Source organism: Nitrospira sp. Kam-Ns4a (assembly GCF_965152595.1).
Window position 1 is genome coordinate 1,591,198 of sequence record NZ_OZ224218.1, and the last position, 20,684, is coordinate 1,611,881.

General features: G+C 68.1%; 20 protein-coding genes. 11 read left to right on the top strand and 9 right to left on the bottom strand.

Annotated elements, in window-relative coordinates:
- Nucleotides 1-10 precede the first annotated feature (10 nt).
- Complete coding sequence (locus ACWHYQ_RS07970) at nucleotides 11-1,348, top strand: glycerate kinase type-2 family protein (protein ID WP_447975160.1); 1,338 nt, start codon at nucleotides 11-13, stop codon at nucleotides 1,346-1,348.
- Between the two features lie 26 nt (nucleotides 1,349-1,374).
- Nucleotides 1,375-3,996, top strand: a complete 2,622-nt coding sequence (locus ACWHYQ_RS07975; RefSeq protein ID WP_447975161.1) for a PEP/pyruvate-binding domain-containing protein — start codon at nucleotides 1,375-1,377, stop codon at nucleotides 3,994-3,996.
- Here ACWHYQ_RS07975 and ACWHYQ_RS07980 read toward each other — a convergent pair.
- Together ACWHYQ_RS07980 and ACWHYQ_RS07985 are read right to left on the bottom strand one after the other, a co-directional pair.
- A complete protein-coding gene (locus ACWHYQ_RS07980; protein ID WP_447975162.1) occupies nucleotides 3,993-5,828 on the bottom strand; it encodes an APC family permease in 1,836 nt (611 codons plus the stop codon). The genes ACWHYQ_RS07975 and ACWHYQ_RS07980 overlap by 4 nt on opposite strands.
- Nucleotides 5,829-5,940: 112 nt before the next feature.
- On the bottom strand, nucleotides 5,941-6,762 hold the full coding sequence (locus ACWHYQ_RS07985) for a hypothetical protein (RefSeq protein WP_447975163.1): 822 nt from the start codon (nucleotides 6,760-6,762) through the stop codon (nucleotides 5,941-5,943).
- Nucleotides 6,763-6,932: 170 nt separating this feature from the next.
- Here ACWHYQ_RS07985 and rmuC point away from each other — a divergent pair, with 170 nt between their 5' ends.
- The 3 genes from rmuC to ACWHYQ_RS08000 are packed head-to-tail and all read left to right on the top strand — an operon-like array spanning nucleotide 6,933 to nucleotide 9,257.
- Nucleotides 6,933-8,321 (top strand): DNA recombination protein RmuC, encoded by a 1,389-nt coding sequence (gene rmuC, locus ACWHYQ_RS07990; protein ID WP_447975164.1) that lies wholly within the window; start codon nucleotides 6,933-6,935, stop codon nucleotides 8,319-8,321.
- Between the two features lie 19 nt (nucleotides 8,322-8,340).
- The gene (locus ACWHYQ_RS07995; RefSeq protein WP_447975165.1) at nucleotides 8,341-8,760 is read left to right on the top strand and encodes a pyrophosphohydrolase domain-containing protein; all 420 of its coding nucleotides are present in this window, start codon (nucleotides 8,341-8,343) and stop codon (nucleotides 8,758-8,760) included.
- The gene (locus ACWHYQ_RS08000) at nucleotides 8,760-9,257 is read left to right on the top strand and encodes a PilZ domain-containing protein (protein WP_447975166.1); all 498 of its coding nucleotides are present in this window, start codon (nucleotides 8,760-8,762) and stop codon (nucleotides 9,255-9,257) included. Before ACWHYQ_RS07995 ends, ACWHYQ_RS08000 begins: the two co-directional genes overlap by 1 nt.
- A 50-nt stretch (nucleotides 9,258-9,307) precedes the next feature.
- On the opposite strand, the gene panC is transcribed toward ACWHYQ_RS08000, so the two are convergent.
- Complete coding sequence (panC, locus tag ACWHYQ_RS08005; protein WP_447975167.1) at nucleotides 9,308-10,153, bottom strand: pantoate--beta-alanine ligase; 846 nt, start codon at nucleotides 10,151-10,153, stop codon at nucleotides 9,308-9,310.
- Nucleotides 10,153-10,746, bottom strand: coding sequence for a 2-amino-4-hydroxy-6-hydroxymethyldihydropteridine diphosphokinase (folK, locus tag ACWHYQ_RS08010; RefSeq protein WP_447975168.1), 594 nt, complete (start codon nucleotides 10,744-10,746; stop codon nucleotides 10,153-10,155). The genes panC and folK overlap by 1 nt, the downstream gene beginning before the upstream one ends.
- A gap of 158 nt (nucleotides 10,747-10,904) precedes the next feature.
- Here folK and ACWHYQ_RS08015 point away from each other — a divergent pair, with 158 nt between their 5' ends.
- The gene (locus tag ACWHYQ_RS08015; RefSeq protein ID WP_447975169.1) at nucleotides 10,905-11,225 is read left to right on the top strand and encodes a hypothetical protein; all 321 of its coding nucleotides are present in this window, start codon (nucleotides 10,905-10,907) and stop codon (nucleotides 11,223-11,225) included.
- A gap of 57 nt (nucleotides 11,226-11,282) precedes the next feature.
- Nucleotides 11,283-12,713, top strand: a complete 1,431-nt coding sequence (locus ACWHYQ_RS08020; protein WP_447973018.1) for an IS1182 family transposase — start codon at nucleotides 11,283-11,285, stop codon at nucleotides 12,711-12,713.
- A gap of 153 nt (nucleotides 12,714-12,866) precedes the next feature.
- Here ACWHYQ_RS08020 and ACWHYQ_RS08025 read toward each other — a convergent pair whose 3' ends face one another.
- On the bottom strand, nucleotides 12,867-14,117 hold the full coding sequence (locus ACWHYQ_RS08025) for an IS256 family transposase (RefSeq protein WP_447975170.1): 1,251 nt from the start codon (nucleotides 14,115-14,117) through the stop codon (nucleotides 12,867-12,869).
- Nucleotides 14,118-15,026: 909 nt separating this feature from the next.
- On the opposite strand from ACWHYQ_RS08025, the gene ACWHYQ_RS08030 reads away from it, so the two are divergent.
- Nucleotides 15,027-15,305, top strand: a complete 279-nt coding sequence (locus ACWHYQ_RS08030; protein WP_447975171.1) for a type II toxin-antitoxin system RelE/ParE family toxin — start codon at nucleotides 15,027-15,029, stop codon at nucleotides 15,303-15,305.
- On the top strand, nucleotides 15,302-15,568 hold the full coding sequence (locus tag ACWHYQ_RS08035) for a helix-turn-helix domain-containing protein (protein WP_447975172.1): 267 nt from the start codon (nucleotides 15,302-15,304) through the stop codon (nucleotides 15,566-15,568). The genes ACWHYQ_RS08030 and ACWHYQ_RS08035 overlap by 4 nt, the downstream gene beginning before the upstream one ends.
- Nucleotides 15,569-15,800: 232 nt before the next feature.
- Here ACWHYQ_RS08035 and ACWHYQ_RS08040 read toward each other — a convergent pair whose 3' ends face one another.
- Nucleotides 15,801-16,976, bottom strand: coding sequence for an LL-diaminopimelate aminotransferase (locus ACWHYQ_RS08040; RefSeq protein ID WP_447975173.1), 1,176 nt, complete (start codon nucleotides 16,974-16,976; stop codon nucleotides 15,801-15,803).
- A gap of 62 nt (nucleotides 16,977-17,038) precedes the next feature.
- Nucleotides 17,039-17,728 (bottom strand): type 1 glutamine amidotransferase, encoded by a 690-nt coding sequence (locus ACWHYQ_RS08045; RefSeq protein ID WP_447975174.1) that lies wholly within the window; start codon nucleotides 17,726-17,728, stop codon nucleotides 17,039-17,041.
- A gap of 101 nt (nucleotides 17,729-17,829) precedes the next feature.
- Between ACWHYQ_RS08045 and ACWHYQ_RS08050 the strand changes: the two genes are divergently transcribed.
- Nucleotides 17,830-18,654 (top strand): hypothetical protein, encoded by an 825-nt coding sequence (locus ACWHYQ_RS08050; RefSeq protein WP_447975175.1) that lies wholly within the window; start codon nucleotides 17,830-17,832, stop codon nucleotides 18,652-18,654.
- A gap of 66 nt (nucleotides 18,655-18,720) precedes the next feature.
- Here the strand turns inward: ACWHYQ_RS08050 and ACWHYQ_RS08055 are convergent, their stop codons facing one another.
- Nucleotides 18,721-19,362: a class I SAM-dependent methyltransferase gene (locus ACWHYQ_RS08055; protein WP_447975176.1), complete on the bottom strand. Its 642-nt coding sequence runs from the start codon at nucleotides 19,360-19,362 to the stop codon at nucleotides 18,721-18,723.
- A gap of 283 nt (nucleotides 19,363-19,645) precedes the next feature.
- Here ACWHYQ_RS08055 and ACWHYQ_RS08060 point away from each other — a divergent pair, with 283 nt between their 5' ends.
- Nucleotides 19,646-20,272 carry a hypothetical protein gene (locus ACWHYQ_RS08060; RefSeq protein ID WP_447975177.1) on the top strand — a complete coding sequence of 209 codons (627 nt, stop codon included), beginning with the start codon at nucleotides 19,646-19,648 and terminating at the stop codon, nucleotides 20,270-20,272.
- Nucleotides 20,273-20,280: 8 nt separating this feature from the next.
- On the opposite strand, the gene ACWHYQ_RS08065 is transcribed toward ACWHYQ_RS08060, so the two are convergent.
- Entirely contained in the window at nucleotides 20,281-20,616 is a 336-nt protein-coding gene (locus tag ACWHYQ_RS08065) for a hypothetical protein (RefSeq protein WP_447975178.1), read from the bottom strand.
- Nucleotides 20,617-20,684: the final 68 nt, after the last annotated feature.

Sequence of the window (20,684 nt, forward strand, 5' to 3'; positions counted from 1 at the left end):
CCGCCTGTACATGCGGATTCGGCTCCCTCACCCTGAGGTCCAGGCGTGGCTGCGGCGGATCCTGACGGCCGCGCTCGCGGCGGTGGATCCGGCCAACGCCCTCCGGCGGTCCGTGCGGCGCACGGGCTCGACCTTGCGGGTCGGCGCGCAGCGCTACGATTTGCGCCGCTATCGGCGCGTCGTCGCGGTGGGCGCCGGCAAGGCCTCGGCCCGGATGGGCGCGGCGCTCGAGCGCGTGCTCGGCGACCGGCTCGACGAGGGACTGGTCGTGGTCAAGTACGGGTACGGCGCCCCCACCAAGCAGATCACGGTCCTGGAGGCCGGCCACCCCGTCCCCGATCGAGCGGGCCTCCGCGCGGCGGCCCGCCTGCACGCGCTCGTCCGAAGCCTGGGCCCCGACGACCTCTTGTTCGTGCTCCTGTCTGGCGGCGCCTCAAGCCTGCTCCCAGCCCCGGCGCCCGGCCTCACGCTCGCCGACACGCAGCGGACGTCCCGGCTGCTGCTGGCCAGCGGCGCCGGCATTCAGGAAATCAACGCGGTCCGCAAGCACCTCTCCTCGCTCAAGGGCGGGAGATTGGCGGCGGCGACCCAGGCCCGGGTGGTCACGGTCATCCTGTCGGACGTGCTCGGGGATGACCTGGCGGCGATCGGCTCGGGCCCCACCGCACCCGATCCGACCACGTTCGAGGAGGCCTGCGCCATCCTGCGGCGCTATGGCCTCTGGCGCGCGGCACCGGCACGGGTACAGCGGCACCTCCGGCGGGGGTGCCAGGGGCTCGTCGCGGAGACGGCCAAGCCGGGCGCCCGCATCTTCGACCGGGTGCAGCACCAGATCATCGGCAACAACGTCCGGGCGGTCGTGGCCGCCGCGCGCGCCGCGCGGCACGCGGGGCTAAAGCCCCTCATCCTCACGACGACGCTCACCGGCGAGGCGCGCGAGGCAGGCCGGGTGTTCGGCGCGCTGGCGCGCGAGATCGTCGCCTGGGGCCGGCCGATCGCTCCGCCCTGTTGCGTGCTCGCCGGCGGGGAGCTGACGGTCACCGTCCGGGGAAGGGGCTTGGGGGGACGGGCACAGGAGTTCGCGCTCGCGGCGGCGCGCGAGATCGCCGGCCTGTCGCGGGTCTGGATCGCGGGCTTCGGCACGGACGGCACCGACGGGCCGACCGATGCGGCGGGCGCGGTGGTGGACGGGCGCACCCTGGCGCGGGCCGCGCGCGTCGGGCTGGATGCTGCCGCCGCGCTGGCGCGCCACGACGCCTATCCGTTCTTCCGCCGGGCCGGCGGCCACATCGTGACGGGCCCGACGGGGACCAACGTCAACGACCTGTACCTATTGATGGTCAGATAGCCGTCAGCTTCTATCTGGGGCTTCCCGTGTCCGACCCGTACGTGGTTCCCCTGGGCGCTTGCGCCGACCGGGCGCTGGTGGGGGGCAAAGCGGCCGGTTTGGGATTGCTGATCCGGCAAGGCTTCCCGGTGCCCGCGGGGCTCTGCGTGACGATCGCCGCCTACCGGGAGGCCCTGCACGCCGCTGGGCTGGATCTCGCCGAGTCCCGATCACCTAGTCGGATCGAGGAGCTCCGTCGGCGACTCGAGGCGGTCGCGGTGCCGGCGCCGGTGCAGGCAGCGTTGGATCCCGAGTTGGACCGGGTGGCGCGGGAGGCCGGCCTGGGGGACGGTGTCGCGCGCTGGGCCGTCCGGTCCTCCTCGTCCGACGAAGACGACGAGGCCGCGACGTTCAGCGGCCTGTACCGGACCCGGCTGGCCGTCCCGCGCGAGCGGCTTGCCGAGACAATCGTGCAGTGCTGGGCATCGCTCTGGACCCCCGAAGCCCTCGCCTACCGGAGCCGGCTCGCTCCCCCGCGGGCCGCGCCCGCCATGGCCGTCGTCATCCAGCCGCTCATCGCTCCGCGCGCCGCCGGCGTCGCCTACTCGCGCCATCCGCTGTCCGGCGACACGACCGTGGTCGTGATCAACGCCGTCTTCGGCCTGGCCGAGCCGCTGGTGAGCGGGCTCGTGCGGCCAGACGAGTATCTGGTCGCAGTGGAAGGAGACCGTGGCACCGTGATCGGGCGCGACGTCCCCGCGAAGCCGTTCGCGCGAGTGCCCGGGCCAGCCGGGCTCACGGACGAGCGGCTGCCGCCGGACCGGGCCGCCCAACCGGCCTTGAGCGACGAGGAGGCCGTGGCCCTGGCCCACCTCGCCAAACGGGTCGAGCGCGCCACGGGCCAGCCGGCAGACATCGAGTGGGCGATGGACCGGCGCGGGTTCTGGCTGCTCCAGGTCCGCGCGATCCCCGTCCCCGCACCCGGGCCCGGCACTCAGACTGTCGTCTGGTCCCGCGCCAACTTCAAGGAGACTCTCCCGGAGCTGCCCAGCCCGCTCGCCCTATCGTTCGTGCGGGAGTTCATGGACCAGTGCATCGTCCGCCCCTACCGGGAGGCGGGCTGCGTCATCCCGCCGGGCTGGTCCGCAATTGAAGTGGTCCGGGGCCGTCCCTACATCAACGTCACATTGTTTCAGACTCTGATGGGGCAGCTCCGCGGCGAGCCGCGGCTCGTGACGGAGCAGATGGGCGGCGAGCCGGGCCTCATCCCGGCGGCCCAGCCGCTCCCCTGGTGGCGGCTCGTCCGGGCGCACCTGATCCTGGACAGCAAGGTCCGCGCGGCGGCGCGGCGGGCGGCGGCGCGGTTCGCGGAGCTGCGGCGGCTCGGCGAGGCGCAGGCCGCCTGGGCGAAGGACCCCGCGAGCTCAGGGCTGGACGAACCGGCGCTCCTGGATCGCGTCGAGGCGCAGCACCGCCGGCTGCTCGACGAGGACCTCACGTTCGGGATCGTGGGCGGCGTCTCCCGGGGCCTCTACGTCCTGGGCGCCACGCTGGCGCGGCGCGCCCCCGACGACTGGCGCCGGCTGCTGAACGCCTCGACGCAGGGCCTGGGGACCATTATCAGTGCGAACCAGATCCTGAGCCTGGCGGACCTGGCCCGGCTCGCGCGGGACGAGCCGGCCGCCCGCGCCTTTCTCCTCACGTCCCCCTGGGCTCCCGAGGACTACCGGGCCCGCCTGGCCGGGACCCGCTTTCTGGAGGCGTTCGACCGGTACCTGGAGGAGTACGGCCACCGCGCAGTCGGCGAGTCGGACGTCATGGTCCCCCAGTTCGCCGAGACCCCGGCCTACCTCCTCGGCATCGTGCGCGGGCATCTCCAGTCCGATGCGCCGCCGGATCCTGACGCCGTCCGCGCCCGCCAGGCGGCTGCGCGCCGGACCGCGCTAGCGCGCATCCGGCGCGCGTTCGGCTGGCGGTGGCATGAATGGCTCTGGTTCCGGCTCTGGTACCGGTCGCTCTGCCGCTTCCTCGCGCTCCGGGAGGCCAACCGCCACGCCCTCATGCGGTACCAGGCCGGCAGCCGGCAGGCGCTGCTCGCGCTCGGGCGCCGGCTCGCCGCCCGCGGGCTTCTGGGCACGGCCGACGATCTGTTCTTCCTGACAGCGCGCGAAGTCCGGACGATCGCGGCTGGAGCCTGTCCGGCGCGGGGCGGAACCTGGCAGGCCGTGGTGGCGGCGCGCCGCGCCGAGCGAGAGCAGCACGCCAGGCTCCCCGCGCCGGACACGCTCATCCACCACGGGAGTGTGCTGCGGGGCAAGGCCGCCGAGGCCGGCGACGAGGCTAACGGTCTGGCCGGACTCCCGATCAGCGCCGGCGTCGCCGAAGGTCCCGTCCGCCTGGTCGTCACCCCCGAGGACACCGGGCGCGTCCAGCCTGGGGACATCCTCGTGGTCCCCGTCATTGACCCGGGGCTCGCCCCGCTCCTAGGCCTCGCCGCGGGGCTTATCGCCGAGCTGGGCGGAACGCTCTCGCACGGAGCGATCATCGTGCGGGAGTACGGGCTGCCGGCCCTCGCGAACGTGGCCGCCGCGACGACGCGCCTGCAGGACGGCGAGCGCGTGCAGGTGGACGCCGACCGCGGACGGGTGAGGCGGCTCGGGCTCGGCTAATCGAGATGGTAGGGCACGTCGAGCACGATCGTGTTGTACTTGAACAGCAGGGCGCCTTTGATCAGCAGCGCGCGCTGGTTGTGGAGCAGCGTCTGCCACCAGCGCCCGGGGACCACCTCCGGCAGGACGACCGTGACCCAGCCGCCCAGATTCTCCTGGCGCACCTGTTCGATATAGCGAAGCAGCGGGACGACGATCTCGCGAAACGGCGAGGGGATGACAATGAGCGGGACTCCCCGCCCCCATTTCTCCCACTGGGCCTTCACCTCGGCCGTCGCGTCCGGGTCCGTGTCCACGTAGACCGCGCGCAGGTCGGGCCGCTCGACGTTGTCCAGGACATAGTCGAGGGCGAGGATGACGGCTCGGTTCACCCCGCTGATGGGCATCACGTACACGGTCCGCTTGGGGACGGGTAGGCGGGAATACTGGCTCAGCGAGAGCGCCCAGTCCGCCGCGACGTAGTGGCGGCGGATGGTGCGGAACATCATCATGAGTAGGGGGATGAGGAGGATCACCGCCCAGGCGCCGTGGACGAACTTCGTGACCGCGATCACGACGGTCGCCAGCCCCGTGGCGATGCAGCCCGCCAGGTTGATGGCCAACGCCTTCCGGGCCCCGCGCTGGCGCTCGAACCGCCAGGCGGCGCGCCAGTACTGCACCATGCCGGCTTGCGAGAGGGTGAACGAAAGGAAGACCCCGATCGCGTACAAGGGGATCAGCGCGTGCGTGTCGCCCCCGAACAGCAGCAGGAGCAGGGCGGCAAAGCCGCCGAGCAGCAGGATCCCGTTGGAGAAAACAAGCTTGTCCCCCAACTCGCTCATTTGGTGGGGCAGAAAGCCGTCCTTGGCCAGCAGCGAGGCGAGGCGTGGAAACCCGGCGAAGCTCCCATTGGCTGCAAGGAAGAGGATGCCCAACGTGGTGGCCTGCAAAAAGTAATAGAGCGGCCCGTCGCCGAACACGGCGTGGCCGAGCTGGGAGACCACTGTCTCGTCCTCCCGCGGCAGGATGGTGAAGGCGGCGGCCAGGCCCGTAATCCCGAGGAACAGGGTGCCGAGGATCGCGGCCATCCAGACCATCGTGATCGCCGCGTTCTCCGCGGCCGGTTTGCGGAAGGCCGCGACGCCGTTCGAGATCACCTCGAGGCCCGTCAGCGCGGTACAGCCGGAGGAGAAGGCGCGGAGCAAGAGGAAGAGCGTGAGGCCTTCCGTCGCGCCGGCGAGCGCCGGGGCGGGCGCCGCAGGCTGGAGTTCCCCGCCGAACAGGAGACGGCCCAGGCCCCCCGCCAGCAGCAGGCCCAGGCTGCCAATGAACAGATAGGTCGGCACGGCGAAGAGCTTCCCGGACTCCCGGACGCCCCGCAGGTTGGCGTAGGTGAGCCCCAGGATGGCCAGCACCCCGAGTCCGACGCGGTGCTCGCGGAGGGCCGGGAACGCAGACGTCACCGCCGCGATCCCGGCCGCGACGCTCACCGCGACGGTGAGGACGTAATCAATCAGCAGCGCGGCTGCCGCGGCCAAACTCCACTTGACGCCGAGGTTGGCCTTCGAGACCGTGTAGGCTCCGCCGCCGGCGGGATAGGCCACGATGATCTGCCGGTAGGACGCGGTGAGGATCGCCAGCAGGAGGACGATCGCCAGGCTGATCCAGATCGAGGCCTTCAGGGCGACCGTGCCGGCCAGCACCAGGACGAGCAGGATCTCCTCGGTCGCGTAGGCCACGGAGGACAGTGCGTCCGAGGAGAAGACGGCGAGCGCCACGGGCTTGGACAGCCGCTCCTCGGCCGCTTGGGCCGTCGCCAGCGGATGTCCGAGCAGCCAGTGCTTGATCTGCATGCGACGGGACTCTGGGGTCCTGCGTGTCGTCCGGCCGCGGCGGGCCGCGGCCACCGTTCCCGGAGGCCGGAGCGGGCACGGGTGAATTCCGACGGCTGGCCGTAGCGGCCCGTCAATGGTCGCCGTGCGGATTGTTCATCTGCTTGGGGCCCGCCGGCGGCTCCTGGGGGCGGGGCTCCGTCACCGGCTGGCCGGCCCAGCCGACCTTCGACGCGAAGCCCTTGCCGTAGCGATCGTACAGCTCGAAGAACTGAAAGGCCTTGCAGTCGGTGAGCACTTCCTTGATCTCTTCGAGGTACCGCTCGAAGGTGTATTCGAAGAGCACCCCCTGGCCGCCGACCATGGTGACCACGCGCCGGGCCGGATCAATCCGGCTCTCCTGGTGGAAGACATACCGGTAATAGGGGCTGTCCGGGCCGCCAATGTGCTTGAGGAACTGCGCCCAGGTCGGCGGCTTGTCCATGGAGAGGCGCAACCGGATGCTCACGCCGGTGACAGGCCCGTAGGGCTCAAAGAACTCCTTGAACATGTTGTCCTGCCAGCGGTGCTCGTCCGCGATGTGATGAATCGCGTGCTCGAAGGGCACGAGCGTGTGGGTCTCCCAGCGCGACCCTGGCGCCCAGTGGAAGATCACGCCGTTGGTCGGCCCCTCCCATTCGGTCCCGCCCACCTGCTCGACCTGGTGCTCGATGATCTTGTTCGCCCAGACCCAGTAGAGGAAATCCAGGAACCGGGGATCCCAGGGCTTGATCGTGAGCGTATCGGTCCGGAGCGGCCCGGTCGGGTTGTAGCTCGTCCGGACATCCGCGCACCGCTGCTCCCACTGGGCGTCGGACCAGGCGGCGCTGCTGATCGGAAACCCTGCCGCCGGATCCGACGACGCCAGCAGCCAGATTAGCAGTGCGCTGCATCCATGCGTGAGCAGGCGGTTCATCGCAAGGCGCTGGTCGCCTCCCCTGCGGACTCGTGCTTGCGGTATTCTACCCAGAATGCCTGCCGAAGGCCAAATCCGTTTCTTGACGGACGCCCGCGATTCCCGTACCCTTGCGGCAGCGCCATCGAGCCGAAGGGTCCGGTGCGGCGCGCAGGGAGGTCGTCCCCTTGGTGGATCTGACGTCCTTCTCGATCGGCCTCGTCGCCGGCCTGATCGTCGGCGCGCTCGTGGCTGGCCTGTGGGCAGCCACCCGATTGCGGGCACAGGCGCAGCCCCGGTTGGTGGAGACGGCCGAGCGAGCGCAGCGGGCCGAGGCGGTCGCGGCGGAACTCCGCAAGCAGATAGACGCTGAGCGCGGAGAGCTGGCCCGCCTCCGCGGCGAGCTGGACGAGGCGCGGCAGGCCCGCGCGGTCGCCGAGACCCGCTGCGAGGACACGCTCAAGAGCCTGGCCGAGCGGACCGCGCTCCTCGCCCAGGCGCGGCAGGAGCTGGCGGACGCCTTCAAGGCCCTCTCAGGCGAAGCCCTCAAGAGCAACAACGAAGCCTTCCTCGATCTGGCCCGGGCCTCCTTCGAGGCGCTGCAGGCCGAAGCCAAAAGTGAGCTGGCGCGGCACCACCAGGCCATTGACGAGGCGGTCCGCCCCCTCCAGGAGGCACTGAAACGGTACGAGGAGCAGCTCCTGCTCCTCGAGCAGTCGCGCCAGTCGGCCTACGGCGGGCTGGACCAGCACCTCAAGCTCCTCGCGGAATCCCACCAACGGCTCCAGCAGGAGACCGGCAACCTGGTCAAGGCTCTCCGCTCTCCGGTCGTCCGGGGGCGCTGGGGCGAGCTCACGCTCAAGCGGGTCGTGGAGCTGGCCGGCCTGGTCGAGCACTGCGACTTCATCGAGCAGGAATCGGTCGAGACCGACGAGGGACGGCAGCGGCCCGACCTGCTCGTGCAGCTCCCCAACGGCCACCAGATCGTCGTGGACGCCAAGGCGGTGCTCGCCGCCTACCTGGAGGCCCACGAGGCGGCGGACGAGGCCCAGCGCCTGGCCGCGCTGCGCCGGCACGCCGCGCAGATCCGGGCCCACATCGAGCAGCTCGGCGCCAAGGCCTACTGGGCGCAGTTTCCACAGGCCCCGGAGTTCGTCGTCCTCTTCCTGCCCGGCGAGCAATTCCTGGGCGCGGCCCTCGAGCAGGACCCCACGCTCATCGAGGACGGGTTCGCGCGCAGCGTCGTGCTCGCGACGCCCACCACGCTGATCGCGCTGCTCCGCGCCGTGGCCTACGGGTGGCGGCAGGAGCGGCTCAGCCGACACGCCGAGCAGGCTGGCCGGCTGGGCAAGGAGCTGTTCGAGCGGATGGCGGTGCTGGCGGAGCACCTGGCGGAGGTCGGCCTGGCGCTGAGCAAGAGCGTGCAGTCCTACAACCGGGCGGTCGGCTCGCTGGAGGCCCGCGTGCTGCCGGCGGCCCGCAAGTTCAAGGAGCTGGGGATCGCCACCGACAAGGACCTACCGCCGCTGGAGCCGATCGAGACCGGCCCGCGGCAGGCACCCGCCCTGGAGGCGGACTGAGCAGGCCGAAGGAGGGCTCATGACGGAGGAGCAGCGGATGGTGGCGGAGTTTCACCGAACGTTCGAGATCCTGGTCGCACCCGCACCGATGCTCCCGGACGAGGCGACGCACCAGCTCAGGGTCCGGCTGATCGCCGAGGAATTCGGCGAGCTGCAGGAGGCCTTGGCGCACAAGGACCTGGTCGGCGTCGCCAAGGAACTGGCCGACCTGCTCTACGTGGTCTATGGGACCGCCGTCTCCTGCGGTATTGACATGGAGCCCGTGTTTCGCGAGGTCCACCGCTCGAACATGAGCAAGGTCGGTGGACACAAGCGCGCCGACGGCAAGTGGGTCAAGCCGCTGACCTACTCTCCTGCCGACCTCGAGCCGATCCTGGCTGCGCAGCGCCTCACGAACGGATCGTCCGGACCCGATGCGGCCCGGCAGGAGGGAGTCTGATGGAACCGCCGTGCCCCCAGTGCGGCAAGGACTATGTCCGCCGGACCCGCCGCGACGGCCTCTTCGAGCAGGTCGCCAGCGTCTTCTACCTCTACCCATTCCGCTGTCAGCTCTGCATGTACCGTTTTCGGGCCTTTCAATGGGGCACGCGCTACACCCGTGGCCCGGCGGACAAGCGGGAATACGAGCGCATCCCGACGTGGATTCCCGCGACGTTCTCCGGCGAGGGAGTGGAAGGGACCGGCGTGGTGACAGACCTCTCGATGGCGGGCTGCGCCCTGCAGACAAGCGTGCGCCCGGATGAGGGCGCCTTGCTGCAGCTCGTGCTGCAGCTCACCGACCCGGCCCAGACGGTGACGGTCGAGGCCGCGGTCGTGCGCTCGATCCGCCCGGCGGGCCTGGGGCTTCAGTTTCTCCGCATCCGCACGGAAGACCGGGACCGCCTCAGCCGGCACATCCAGGAGCTGGTCGCCGCCAAGCGGCACGCGCCCGCCTGACTGCGATCCGCCGGGGCGCCGCCTCCCCGCCCCAGGGCCCTCCACCCGGCTCAGCCCTGCACCAGGAGATTGTCAATCAGCCGGACGCGCCCGACCCGCACGGAGCCGAGCAGGACCGCTCGGCCGCTCACGCGCGGGAGCGGTTCGAGCGTGTCGGGATCGCACACCGCCAGGTACTCCTCGCGGGCTAGCGGCTCGGCGGCGATCACGCGCTGCATGACGGCGCGGACCCGCGCCCCCGAGCGGACGCCGGCGCGGATCGCCTGACGGCCGGCCTGGAGCGCCCGGTAAAGGACCGGCGCGGCACGGCGCTGCGCCGGCGTCAAATATTCGTTCCGAGAGCTGAGGGCCAAGCCATCCGGCTCGCGGACGGTCGGACAGACCACGATCCGCACGCCGAGGTTCAGGTCCGCCGCCAGCCGGCGCACGAGGGCGGCCTGCTGGAAATCCTTCTGGCCGAAGAAGGCGAGGTCCGGCTGGATCAGACACAAGAGCTTGGTGACGACGGTCGCGACCCCTTCGAAGTGGTGGGACCGGGCCTCCCCTTCCCACCGTCGCGAGAGGCGCCGCACGATGACCGAGGTCTGGAACCCGGGCGGATACATGTCCCGGACCGACGGGGTGAAAAGCACGTCCACGCCTTCCCGCCGGCACAGCGCGAGGTCCGCGTGGAGCCGCCGCGGATAGCGGGCCAGGTCTTCCGTTGGGCCAAACTGACGGGGGTTCACAAAGAGGCTGACGACGACCGCGTCGCTCGCCAGCCGCGCCGCCCGGATCAGCGCGCGGTGTCCCTCATGCAGCGCCCCCATCGTCGGCACGAGGCCGACCCGGACGCCTTCCCGCCGGAGGGCGCGGCTCCAGGCCGCCATGGCACGAACGGATCGAATGAGCCGCATCAGATGGGTGAGGGGCGCACCCGTTGCTCTGCCGGGTCCCCAGTGATGGGTGATGCGCACGCGGGGCGGGACCCGTAACGGGAGCCGGGTACCGGCTCCCGTCTCCGGACCTCGGCCGGGTCGGCGAGGCGATCGAGCAGGTCCTTCACGGTCTGCCGCAGGACCGGATGGACCAGGTTGGGGGCCAGTTCGGCCAGGGGTACCAGGACGAAGCGCCGGAGATGCAGGCGGGGATGGGGCACCGTGAGGTCGGACTCGCCGATGACACGGTCTCCATAAAGGAGCAGGTCCAAGTCCAGGGTGCGCGGGCCGCCGCGGTGATCGAGGTCGCGGCCGAGGGCCCGCTCGATCTCCCGGCAGACGGTGAGCAGACTTCGGGGCGTGAGGTCGGTCTCCAGGCGGACGACCCCGTTGAGGAACCAGCCCGCGCCGGGGTCCGTGCCGTCGGCGACCGGCTCCGTCTCGTAAAGCGAGGAGACGGCGGTCACCTGCGAGGAGGGCAGCAGGCTCAGGAGCGTGACCGCCCGGTCGCAGAAATCCAACCGGTCCCCCACGTTGGAGCCGAAGCCAATATATGCAATTTCTCGTGTCATAAGATGCGGGTCCTGTCGTGGCGACCGGGGATACCTCGTCGGGGCCTTGCCCGGTAGAGAACAGGTTGACATCTTAGTGCCCCCTGGCTAGAGTTTGCCAGTTAGAGGAAACCATTACACCAGTTCAGTCGTCTGGTTCAAGCAAGGACTATTCGACGGTGAAAAACTCTTTCAAGGTACATGAAGGTAACACCTCATATGAAATCACCAGCAACCAATTGGCTGAATATGCCAGTCTCTATAGACTGGAACGGCTCATCCCCGGACGGTATAGCTGGTTATTTGTTCTGAATTTAATTGTGCTCGATGTTGATCCATTTTCGATCATTGACGAGATCAAGGCTTTAGAAGGTGTCGGGCAACCTTTGCATACGAAACCCGCCTCCGAATTCAAGGGTAATCATCTCAGAGGACTGTGGCACAAGCACTGGTCAAGCTCTTTTTTTCCTGTAAAAGAGCCTGTTGCACAAACCCCTTGACACCTAGGCAATTATATGTATACTGTCTTCCCGAGTCATGACCGAAGGGAGGATGCGATGGGCTACAACTTTCTGCCGTGTGAGCGCGAGCAACTGTATCTGATGCCGCCGGCGTTGCAGGATTGGCTGCCGGAGGGCGATCTGGCCTGGTTCATCCTGGATGCGGTGGCCCAGATGGATCTGACGAAGATCGAGCGGACGTACCGAGCCGATGGCTGGGGCCAAGCGGCCTACGAGCCGGCCATGATGGTGGCGCTGCTGCTGTATGCGTACTGCCTGGGGGAGCGCTCCAGCCGCCGGATCGAACGGCTGTGCGAGCGGGATGTGGCCTTTCGGGTGCTCGCGGCCAATCAGCGGCCCGATCACACCACGATCGCCCGATTCCGGCAGACCCATGAGGCCGCGTTGGCCGCCCTGTTTACGCAGGTGCTGACGCTGTGTGCGGCGGCGGGGTTGGTGAAGGTCGGGGTGGTGGCCCTGGATGGCACGAAGATCAAGGCCGACGCGGCGCTGGCAGCGAATCGGACCGCCGAGACGATTGCGGCGGAGGTGACGCGGATGCTGACCGAGGCTCAGGCCACCGATGCCGCCGAGGATCGGCTGTACGGACCGGAGCAGCGGGGCGACGAACTGCCGGAGGCGTTGCGGGATCGGCGGAGCCGACTGGCCCGGTTGAAGGCGTGCCAGGCACGGTTGACGCAGGCGGCGGCCGAGGCGACCGCGCAGCAGCAGGCCAAGCTTGAGGCCCGCCAGGCCGAGGAAGCCGCCACCGGGCAGAAGAAGCGGGGCCGCAAGCCGAAGGCGGCCGAAGCGGCAGCGGATGCCACGGCCAAGGCGAACGTGACAGACCCGGACAGTCGCATCATGAAGACCCAGGCCGGGTACGTGCAAGGCTACAATGCCCAAGCGGTCGTGACGGAGGCGCAGATCATCGTGGCGGCCGCCGTCACGCAGGAGGCGAACGATGTCCGGCAACTGCATCCGATGCTGACGCAGGCGCAGGAGAATCTGCAGGCCATCGAGCACCCGCAGGCCATCAAGACCGCCCTGGCAGATGCCGGCTATTGCAGCGAGGCCAACCTGACGGAGGCCGATCCCGCCGGACCTGAGTTGCTGATCGCGCCGAACCAAGATTGGAAACAGCGCAAGGCGCTGCGGGAGCAGCCACCGCCACGAGGCCGCTGTCCGAAGGGGCTGACGGCCCGCGACCGCATGGAGCGCACGCTGCTGACGCAGCGCGGACGTCGTCTGTACACGCAGCGCGGCCAGACGGTGGAGCCGGTATTCGGCCAGATCAAGAGCACCCGTGGCTGTGATCGCTTCATGCGCCGTGGCCGCCAAGCCTGTGACGGCGAGTGGAAGCTGCTCTGCGCCACGCATAACTTGTTGAAGCTCTGGCGGAGTGGGAAGGCGGCCTGGACCGGTCGGCGCAGGGGCAGCGAACCGCGACGGCTTGGCCGGGGAAGCGGAAAGAAGACAAGGGGATGACTCTCTCAAAGGCCACGCTCCCTCGCGGTCTCGGCAGCGAGAAGCCCACATGGGAGCGAAGCGAATCAATGTCTGGTGACCAGAGGGCTCGATCATGAGTTTGAGCAACAGGCTCAAAAGTGGCCATGGCGCTGATCCCTCCGGCTGTCTCCCTCAGGCCACCTGACTCTGCACGGGATACCGCTCCTGGCGGATGGCATCCAACTCGCGCAGGATGCGCGGCGTCATGCGCAACCCACGCCAGCGTTGCGCGGCGGTGAGCAAGGTGGCGAACACCAGCGTCAGACAGGCGGTCTCGGTCGGGAACCGCGGAATCACCTTCGTGCGGCGCCGCCCTTCCCCGAACGTCCGTTCGAGGAGATTCGTCGTCCGAATACTCTTGTGATGCTCCTTGGGAAACTTCAGATAGACCAGGCACGCCTCCAGATCCTGTTCCAGACAGGCCATCGCCGCCGGATAGCGGGCGCGCCACCGGGCGATGAGCGCACGGCCCCGCGTCAGCCCCTGCTCATAGGTGGCGGCACAGAAGACCTGGCGGATCAGCGGCTTGAGCAGCGCCCGCGCGGCCTGCGGCAACTTGGCCAGGATGTTCCGCATCTTATGCACCTGACACCGCTGATGGAAGGCGCGGGGGAACACCTCCCGCAGCGCCTTGCGCAGGCCGGGCTGGCCATCCGAGACCACCAGCAACGGCGCCTCCAGGCCGCGCGCGGTCAGGTCGTGCAGGAAGCTCAACCAGGCGTCGTAGGACTCGCGGCTGCCCAGGGCCAGAGACAGCAGGACCTTCTGGCCCGACTCCAGAATCCCGTAGGCGCAGAGCACCCCTTCCTGCTCGTCCGTCCCTTGCCGCACGGCCAGATAGATCGCGTCCAGGAACAGATAGACGACCTTCAGGGCACTGAGATCCCGGCGCTGCCACGCCTCGAAGTCCGCCTGCAGCTGGCGACAGACCTCGCTGACGCCGGTGCGGGAAATCACCCGGTCCCCCACCGTCTCCAGAAACAGGGCTTCGACATCGGCCTGCGAGAGCCCGCGCACCCACATCCGCGTGGCCAAGCGTTCCAACGCCTTCGAGCGTGTGCCCACCGCCTGCGCCACCCGGGCCGGAAACGGCTCGTCGGTCCCCCGCACCTGCGGCACCGCCACCGGCAGCAGCCCCAGCGGGGTCTTGAGCCCCTTGGGCTCGTAGCCATTCCGCCAGCCGCGCCGCCGCCGGGCGCCCCGCTGATAATGGGCGCGGCCCAGCCACTCGGTCACTTCTTGTTCATAGGCCACTTGCAACACGTACCGGGCGCCCAATTTGATGAGTTCATCCAACGGATGCTCCGCGCTCTTGCTGCCTTGCTCCAACACGGTCGTGAGTGCTTGCTTCAGGTGCTCGCTCGGTGGTACCCTCTTTCGCATGGCGTAAGTCCTCCTTTCAGCTTGGGGCCTCGGCCCCGGGTTGGTAAACGCCGGAGGCATCTTACGCCATTTTTGTTTCTGCTCAACTCACTTTTACAGGAAGTATAGAGCATCACCCAAGCACTTCTTACCAGCAAACCCGAGCTCGCTGGCCCACAACATCGCCAACCAGCTATCAGGGGGAAGACTCGAAAATCTTGTGAATGAGGTTTTTGATCCGAACAAGAGCCCAGTCATAACCAAAGAGATGATAGGCGAGTTATCCCGTAGGGTTGTTTATGAGTCGTTGGACAAGAGAGCCGCTGAAAGCAAGCTCACGGGTGAGTGGATTGTTTTTGCCAAACACCAAGGCCAGAACTACTACCTCTGCATTACAACTCACGAATCAGGCGACGAAAATATCGCCAACAGCATTAAATCAGTATGTTTGCCGCAGTTCCCATTTTTGAGCAGTCTCATGTGTGAACCCGGCAGTTGAGTTGGATCGGCCGCAACCACTGCTGTTCTCGTTGATGCCGCCACATTTAAGAGCCGATAAAGGCCGAACTTTTTGTATCCCACGCGCGGACGAATTCTTCCAATGGCTGGTTCGCATGCCGATCCGTCTTACTCCCGCTTGAACCTGGTGATGGCATGCCTGCAAAGGCACCGTCATGCCCGCGACGGCGGGCATCCAGAAGAACGAGGAATGACCTGGATTCCCGCTTTCGCGAGAATGACAGACGGTGCGGTGATTAACGCCGCTGTGTACAGAAGCCGGATCTTTCCTCCGCTCCACTACTTCCGTCAGCCACTCCCTGGTCGTCGTGACCGTCATGCGGATGTAGCCGTTGCCCGGTGTCGTGACGCCAGCGCCGCCGAGGCACCCCTTGCGGGATCATACCAAATATGGTATAGCCTAACCCGATCATGTGGGAGGTCTACGAGCACCGTCGGGCCGCCAAGCGGCTCGATCGACTCCCGAAAGAAATCCTCAAGCGGTACGAAAAATGGAAGGATATCGTGCAGATTTCGGGACCTCCCGGTCTGCGTCTGATCAAAGGATTCCACGATGAAAGCCTTCGAGGACAGTGGAGAGGACATCGGTCGTCCAAGCTCAGTGACCAATATCGCGTGATCTATAAGGTCGAGGAAGAGCAGGTCCTGGTCATGGACGTGACCGCCCACGATTATCGGAGGAAATCATGAGGAAGAAGGATTTTCGTCGAGCACGGAAGCGGGTGACCGTGTCGGTCGGGGAATCCGTGCGGATCATTCGCGAACTTCAGGGTTTCAGCCAGAGTGAGTTGGCCAGGCTTACGGACATGCCACAATCCACAATCTCCGCTATCGAGCGCGACCGCATCAATCTTGGAGTCGAGCGGGCGAAGATTCTCGCGCGAGTGCTCCGGTGCCACCCGGCTGTCCTGGTGTTTCCAGGATGGGACGTCAAGAAACAGTCCGCGGCCTGATTTCATCGCGTACCCAGCCTGCAGTATTCATGGCGGTTCGTCGCGAAATCGCGGAGTCGCCTGGCGAGACGGGCGCGTGGAGCCGCGAAGGAAGGAGGCGTGCTCCCTGCAGCACGTTGACTGACTGAGCGGCGAGCCCGCCCGCCTGCGTGCTTGAAATTCGCACGCAGGCTTGTCGCAGCCGCGAATCTGCGGTTGCAGCAGAAGCGTTCATGAATAATGGAGGCATCGGCTACCACCCCGCCTTCTTGATCCGCTCCACCGCCTCCGCCAGCCGCTCTTTGCTCGTCGTCACGGTCATCCGGATATAACCCTCGCCCGGCTCGCCGAACCCGTTGCCCGGCGTCGTGACGATCCCGGCCTTCTCCAAGAGATGCGCAGTGAACGAGGTGGAGGTGTAGCCCTTCGGCACGGTCACCCAGACATAGAAGGCCGCCGGCGGCAGGTCCACTTCGAGCCCGAGCTGCTGGAGCCCCGGCACGAGCACGTCGCGCCGCTCCTGGTAGATCCGCCGCAGGTCCGGTGTCAGCGTGTCGTCCAGGTCCAGGGCCGTGATCCCCGCCTCCTGGACGGCTTGGAAGACGCCCGAGTCCAGGTTGCTCTTGATCTTCAAGAGCCCCTGCAGGACTTGCTGATTGCCCACCGCGAACCCGATGCGCCACCCGGTCATGTTGAAGGTCTTCGAGAGCGAGTGGAACTCGATTCCCACCTCCTTAGCTCCGGGCGCCTCCAGGAAGCTCGGCGGCCGCCGGCCGTCGTAGTAGATCTCCGAATAGGCGGCGTCGTGGCAGACGATGATCCGGTGCTCCTGCGCGAAGGCGACGGCCCGCGCGAAGTAGTCTTTGCTCATGACAACGGAGGTCGGATTGTTCGGCGAGTTCAAGAACATGAGTTTGGCGCGCCGCGCCACGTCCTTCGGGACCGCGTCCAGGTCCGGCAAAAATCCGTTCTGCTTCAGCAGCGGCATCACGTAGGGCACCCCGCCGGCGAAGCTCGTGCCCACCGGATAGACCGGATACCCGGGGCTCGGCACCAGGACCACGTCGCCGGGATCCACGAAGGCGAGCGGGATGTGGCCGATCCCCTCCTTCGAGCCGATGAGCGTCAGTACCTCGGTCGCCGGGTCCAGCATCACACCAAAGCGCCGCCGGTACCAGTTGGCGACGGCCTGGCGGAAGGACAGCATCCCCTCGTAGGACGGATACTGGTGGTGCTTCGGATCGGCGGCGGCCTGCTTGAGGCGCTCGATGATCGGCGCCGGCGTCGGGAGATCGGGATCGCCGATACCCAGGTTGATGATGTCCACCCCGCGGGCGAGGGCGGCCCGCTTCATCTCATCAATGGCGGCGAAGAGATAGGGGGGCAGGGACTTGATTCGTCCCGCGTACTCGATCAGAAATCCGGCCATGCGATCGCTCCTTTCGGTCTCGTGCTTGGTCCGCACAGGGTACTGCAGCAGAAGCCCCGCAATCAACGTGCGGGCTGTGCGAGATGCTCGATCAGGCGGTCCGCCCATTCGTGCTGGCGGGGCAGGGCCGGCGCGGCACAGGCGAGCAGGGCCGCCGCATCCAGCTCCGCGCGCCGGAGCTCGCCGGGACATGCCTGGCAGAGTGCCTCGATGTCGGCCCGCTCCATCTCCAGGTGGAACAGGAGCCCATAGGCTCGCTCGCCGGAACGGAACGCCTGGCAGGGATAGAGCGCGGACCGGGCGAGCGAGACGGCCCCGCTGGGGAGATCGAAGCCTTCCCCGTGCCACTGGAAGACCTCAAAGGGGTCGGGGAACGTGCCGAACACCGGGTCCTGGCGGCCGTCCTCGGTCAGGTGGACGGGGGTCATGCCGAGCTCGAGCCCGGGCCCTGGCCGGACCGTCGCCCCCAGTGCCCGCGCCAGGAGCTGCGCCCCGAGGCAGACCCCGAGCACGGGGACGCCAGCCTGCACGGCCAGCTTGAGGAACTCGATCTCCTCGCGGAGCCAGGGCTCCGGGTCGTTGACCGACATCGGTCCGCCCATGACGAGCAGGAAGTCCCCCGGCGCCGCCGGCAGCCCCTGAGCCGGGACCAGGCGGCGCTCGAGCCGGTAGCCCCGCTGCGTCAGCAGCGGCGCGAAGGCGCCGGGGCCTTCGAAAGGGACGTGCTGGAGGCAGAGGGCGCGCCGCTCCATCAGCGCCTCTCCTGGATGGGGACCCCGGCGCCCGGGCGGGGCCGGCGGCGGCTACAACTCTCCAGTGGTCCTTCCCCTCCGTTGTGCGCTAGAATGGCCGCATGTTGCGCCGCATTCGCAGCGCGGAGGACCTGGCCCTCCTGCTGGAGCACGCAAACGCCTTCCAAGGCGGGCAGATCACCGACCTGCACGTGCACAAGCACCGCCTGTTCGACGAGGCCTCGGGCCGCGAGGTCACCGCCGCCACCACCATCACCGCCGTCATCCAGTACGAGCTGCCTGTACGGGCGGCGGGCGGCGCGTTCTCCGTGACCCGCGTCGCCAAGCTCACCATGACCGGGGTCACCGATTTCTCGATCTTCGAGCAGGAGGGCGCGGACTGCTCGGAGATCGGGACGATCCATGCGGAGGCGGCCGGCGGGCGGCTTCGGTTCTGGTTCGACCCCCGCGGGGAGCTCTACGTGATCTGCGACGAGGCGGAAATCGAGGAAGTCTCGCGGCCCGGGACAGGCCGGCTGGTCCCGCGGGGACGGCTCGAGTGGACCTTCCAGGCTGAGCGCGGGGACCTGCCTCCGGTGTCCTGGTTTCTCGACCACCTCGATCGGGCTGGGCTGCCCTGTGCCTGGCGCGCAGCCAAGCGGTCGGGCCCGGCGCATCCGCTTATCCGTTGGGAAGGCTGTCTCGTGCCGGCCGGCGCGCCGGATGAGCCGCGTGGCGGCGTGTACATCCAGTCCTTCGGCCCGCTGGACGGCCGGACATTCGGGATCTCGTTGCGCGCGACCGAAGAAGGGAGGCTGAGCGACCGCCTGCTCGCGGCGCTGGCTGACCTGATCACGCGCCAATTCCCCGGCACCTGCTTGGCCGGGAACGTCGTGCTCGATCGGGACGAATGGCTGGAAGGGCACAGCCTCGGCCTCAGCCCCTGAAGCGGAGCCCCGACGGCGATCCGCGTGACCCCGCCCCAACCCCAACAGAACTCCGCTGCGAACGAGCTAATGCGTGCAGGCGGCCGAGCCGTTCTTGCCGTTGACGCACTCGACCAGATGCCAGAACCGGAAGGGATTGACCTTTTCCTTACGGGCGACGAGGAGCGACGTGCCGGCGAGGACATTGTCCAGCGAGAGGTCGGTCCGGAAGCCGATGTGCTTGCAGAGCGGTGAGATGACCTTTTCCACCGCCGCGATGAGCTTGTTGCCGTTGCTGAAGTGATTGAGCATGATGATGCGGCCACCGGGGCGACACACACGAATCATCTCGGTGACCACTTTCCGGTAGTCGGGCACGGCGGTCACCACGTAGGCCGCCATGACCGTATCGAAGCTGTCGTCGGGGAACTCCATCTGCCCCGCGTCCATCCGGAACAGCTCGATGTGGCGCAGCCGGTGCCGCTCGATGCGCTCCTCCGCCTTCTTCAACATGCCCGGGGACAGGTCAATCCCGACCACCTTGCAGGTGGCCGGGTACAGCGGCAGGGACAGGCCGGTGCCCACCCCGACCTCCAGGATACGCTCGCCCGGCTGAATTTTCAGGTTGCGGACGGCGGCCTCCCGGGATTCGTGGAAGATCCTGCCGAAGATTTGGTCGTAGAATCCTGCATAATTCGAGTACACCCGCTCGATTTTCTTCAGATCCATTGATGCTCTGCCTCCCCGAGCTATGCCATCCCGGCGGCGCCACGGCCGGCCGGGATGTCCTGCCTGTGCGGCAGCGTCGAGAGGTCGTCCCGAGGCAGGGAACCGGATGGTGAAGCTTAACCGGAAGGCCCGCCTGACCCAAAAAGCCGCGCTTACTGTAGCCAAGTTTCCGCACGGAGTCAACACATGAGCCCCATGGAGGACCGCCCCGACCGCGGAGGCGCGGCGTCCCCGGGAACCCTCCGCCTTTTCCGGCCGTCGTCCCCTGTGCTATCGTACGCCTATGTTGCTCGCCGGCCTGTTCGGAGGTCTCCTGCTCGTCGCGCTCGTGCTCGGGGACTGGATCCACTTTACCAGCCTGACGGCGCCGGCGAGCCGTTACGGATGCCCAGTCGCCCGGCGGGAGGACCGGCTCCCTCTCGCCGCGGTGAGCGCGGCCGCGGCGCGCTTCGGCCCGCAGGATGTGCTCGCGCTGCCCCACGGGATCGCCCGCCTCTTCCGCAAAGAGCGCCGGATCCTCCTCCGGCCACAGTACCGGCTCTTTGCCCTGCGGTTCCGGACCGCCTGGCCGATCAAAGGCTCGATCGAGCTGGTGACGGACGGCGAGGCCGCGCGCCTGGTCTGCGCCAAGCGCGTGCCTTGGTCGTCGGCCGTCCTCACCCTGGCCTGGTTCGCCGTGGTCACGGTGGGCACGGTCGCCTTCGTGGTCGCGTACCTGCTGAACGGGGGCCTGTCGTCGCTCCTCGGCGTGCTGCTGGGCCTGGGCATCGCGGGGCTCGGGCTCCTCGTCCTGGCCTTCGGCCTGATCGTCGTCTCGCTGGCCTACCGCCTGGAAGATCACCGGTTCATGCAGGCCTATGAGGAGCTCCGCGCCGCGTTAACCGGCGAGCCGCCCGCGGCCGGCGCCTGACGGTGCGCTCAGGACACGAAGGCGTCGAGGAACGGCTGGTAGTCCGGCGGCAGGTCCCCGGTCTGCCGCGAGCGGACGAGCCCCGCAATGATCCCCCGGTGCTTCTGGCTCAGGCCGGACTCGATGAAGGCTCGCCGGTAGAGCTCCCACCGCCGGGCGGGGTCGGCGGCGACCCGCTCGCGCTCCGCCGGCTCCAGCGCCTTCAACGCGCTGGTCAGGTGCGCGATCGCCTGCTCGACGCTGTGGTACGGCGGGGCGAGCTTCAGGCTCGCGTAGAAGGTCTCCAGGCATCGCCGGAAGTCGTCGCGGAGAGCGTGAATGGGATCGGGCGGCGGTGTTGACATGGGCACGCGGTCGTTCGAGGTCCAACGCACGGTCGCAGGATAGGCCGGCCGGCGCCGGGATGGCAAGG

Excerpts from the sequence above, each read along its gene's own strand:
- ACWHYQ_RS08000 (WP_447975166.1), top strand. The coding sequence starts at position 8,760 with ATGGAACCGCCGTGCCCCCAGTGCGGCAAGGACTATGTCCGCCGGACC.
- ACWHYQ_RS07970 (WP_447975160.1), top strand. The coding sequence starts at position 11 with ATGCGGATTCGGCTCCCTCACCCTGAGGTCCAGGCGTGGCTGCGGCGG.
- ACWHYQ_RS08060 (WP_447975177.1), top strand. The coding sequence starts at position 19,646 with ATGTTGCTCGCCGGCCTGTTCGGAGGTCTCCTGCTCGTCGCGCTCGTG.
- ACWHYQ_RS07985 (WP_447975163.1), bottom strand. The coding sequence starts at position 6,762 with ATGAACCGCCTGCTCACGCATGGATGCAGCGCACTGCTAATCTGGCTG.
- ACWHYQ_RS08020 (WP_447973018.1), top strand. The coding sequence starts at position 11,283 with ATGGGCTACAACTTTCTGCCGTGTGAGCGCGAGCAACTGTATCTGATG.
- ACWHYQ_RS08050 (WP_447975175.1), top strand. The coding sequence starts at position 17,830 with ATGTTGCGCCGCATTCGCAGCGCGGAGGACCTGGCCCTCCTGCTGGAG.
- ACWHYQ_RS07995 (WP_447975165.1), top strand. The coding sequence starts at position 8,341 with ATGACGGAGGAGCAGCGGATGGTGGCGGAGTTTCACCGAACGTTCGAG.
- folK (WP_447975168.1), bottom strand. The coding sequence starts at position 10,746 with ATGACACGAGAAATTGCATATATTGGCTTCGGCTCCAACGTGGGGGAC.
- ACWHYQ_RS08055 (WP_447975176.1), bottom strand. The coding sequence starts at position 19,362 with ATGGATCTGAAGAAAATCGAGCGGGTGTACTCGAATTATGCAGGATTC.
- ACWHYQ_RS08040 (WP_447975173.1), bottom strand. The coding sequence starts at position 16,976 with ATGGCCGGATTTCTGATCGAGTACGCGGGACGAATCAAGTCCCTGCCC.
- ACWHYQ_RS08045 (WP_447975174.1), bottom strand. The coding sequence starts at position 17,728 with ATGGAGCGGCGCGCCCTCTGCCTCCAGCACGTCCCTTTCGAAGGCCCC.
- panC (WP_447975167.1), bottom strand. The coding sequence starts at position 10,153 with ATGCGGCTCATTCGATCCGTTCGTGCCATGGCGGCCTGGAGCCGCGCC.
- ACWHYQ_RS08065 (WP_447975178.1), bottom strand. The coding sequence starts at position 20,616 with ATGTCAACACCGCCGCCCGATCCCATTCACGCTCTCCGCGACGACTTC.
- ACWHYQ_RS08025 (WP_447975170.1), bottom strand. The coding sequence starts at position 14,117 with ATGCGAAAGAGGGTACCACCGAGCGAGCACCTGAAGCAAGCACTCACG.
- ACWHYQ_RS07980 (WP_447975162.1), bottom strand. The coding sequence starts at position 5,828 with ATGCAGATCAAGCACTGGCTGCTCGGACATCCGCTGGCGACGGCCCAA.
- ACWHYQ_RS08030 (WP_447975171.1), top strand. The coding sequence starts at position 15,027 with ATGTGGGAGGTCTACGAGCACCGTCGGGCCGCCAAGCGGCTCGATCGA.
- ACWHYQ_RS08035 (WP_447975172.1), top strand. The coding sequence starts at position 15,302 with ATGAGGAAGAAGGATTTTCGTCGAGCACGGAAGCGGGTGACCGTGTCG.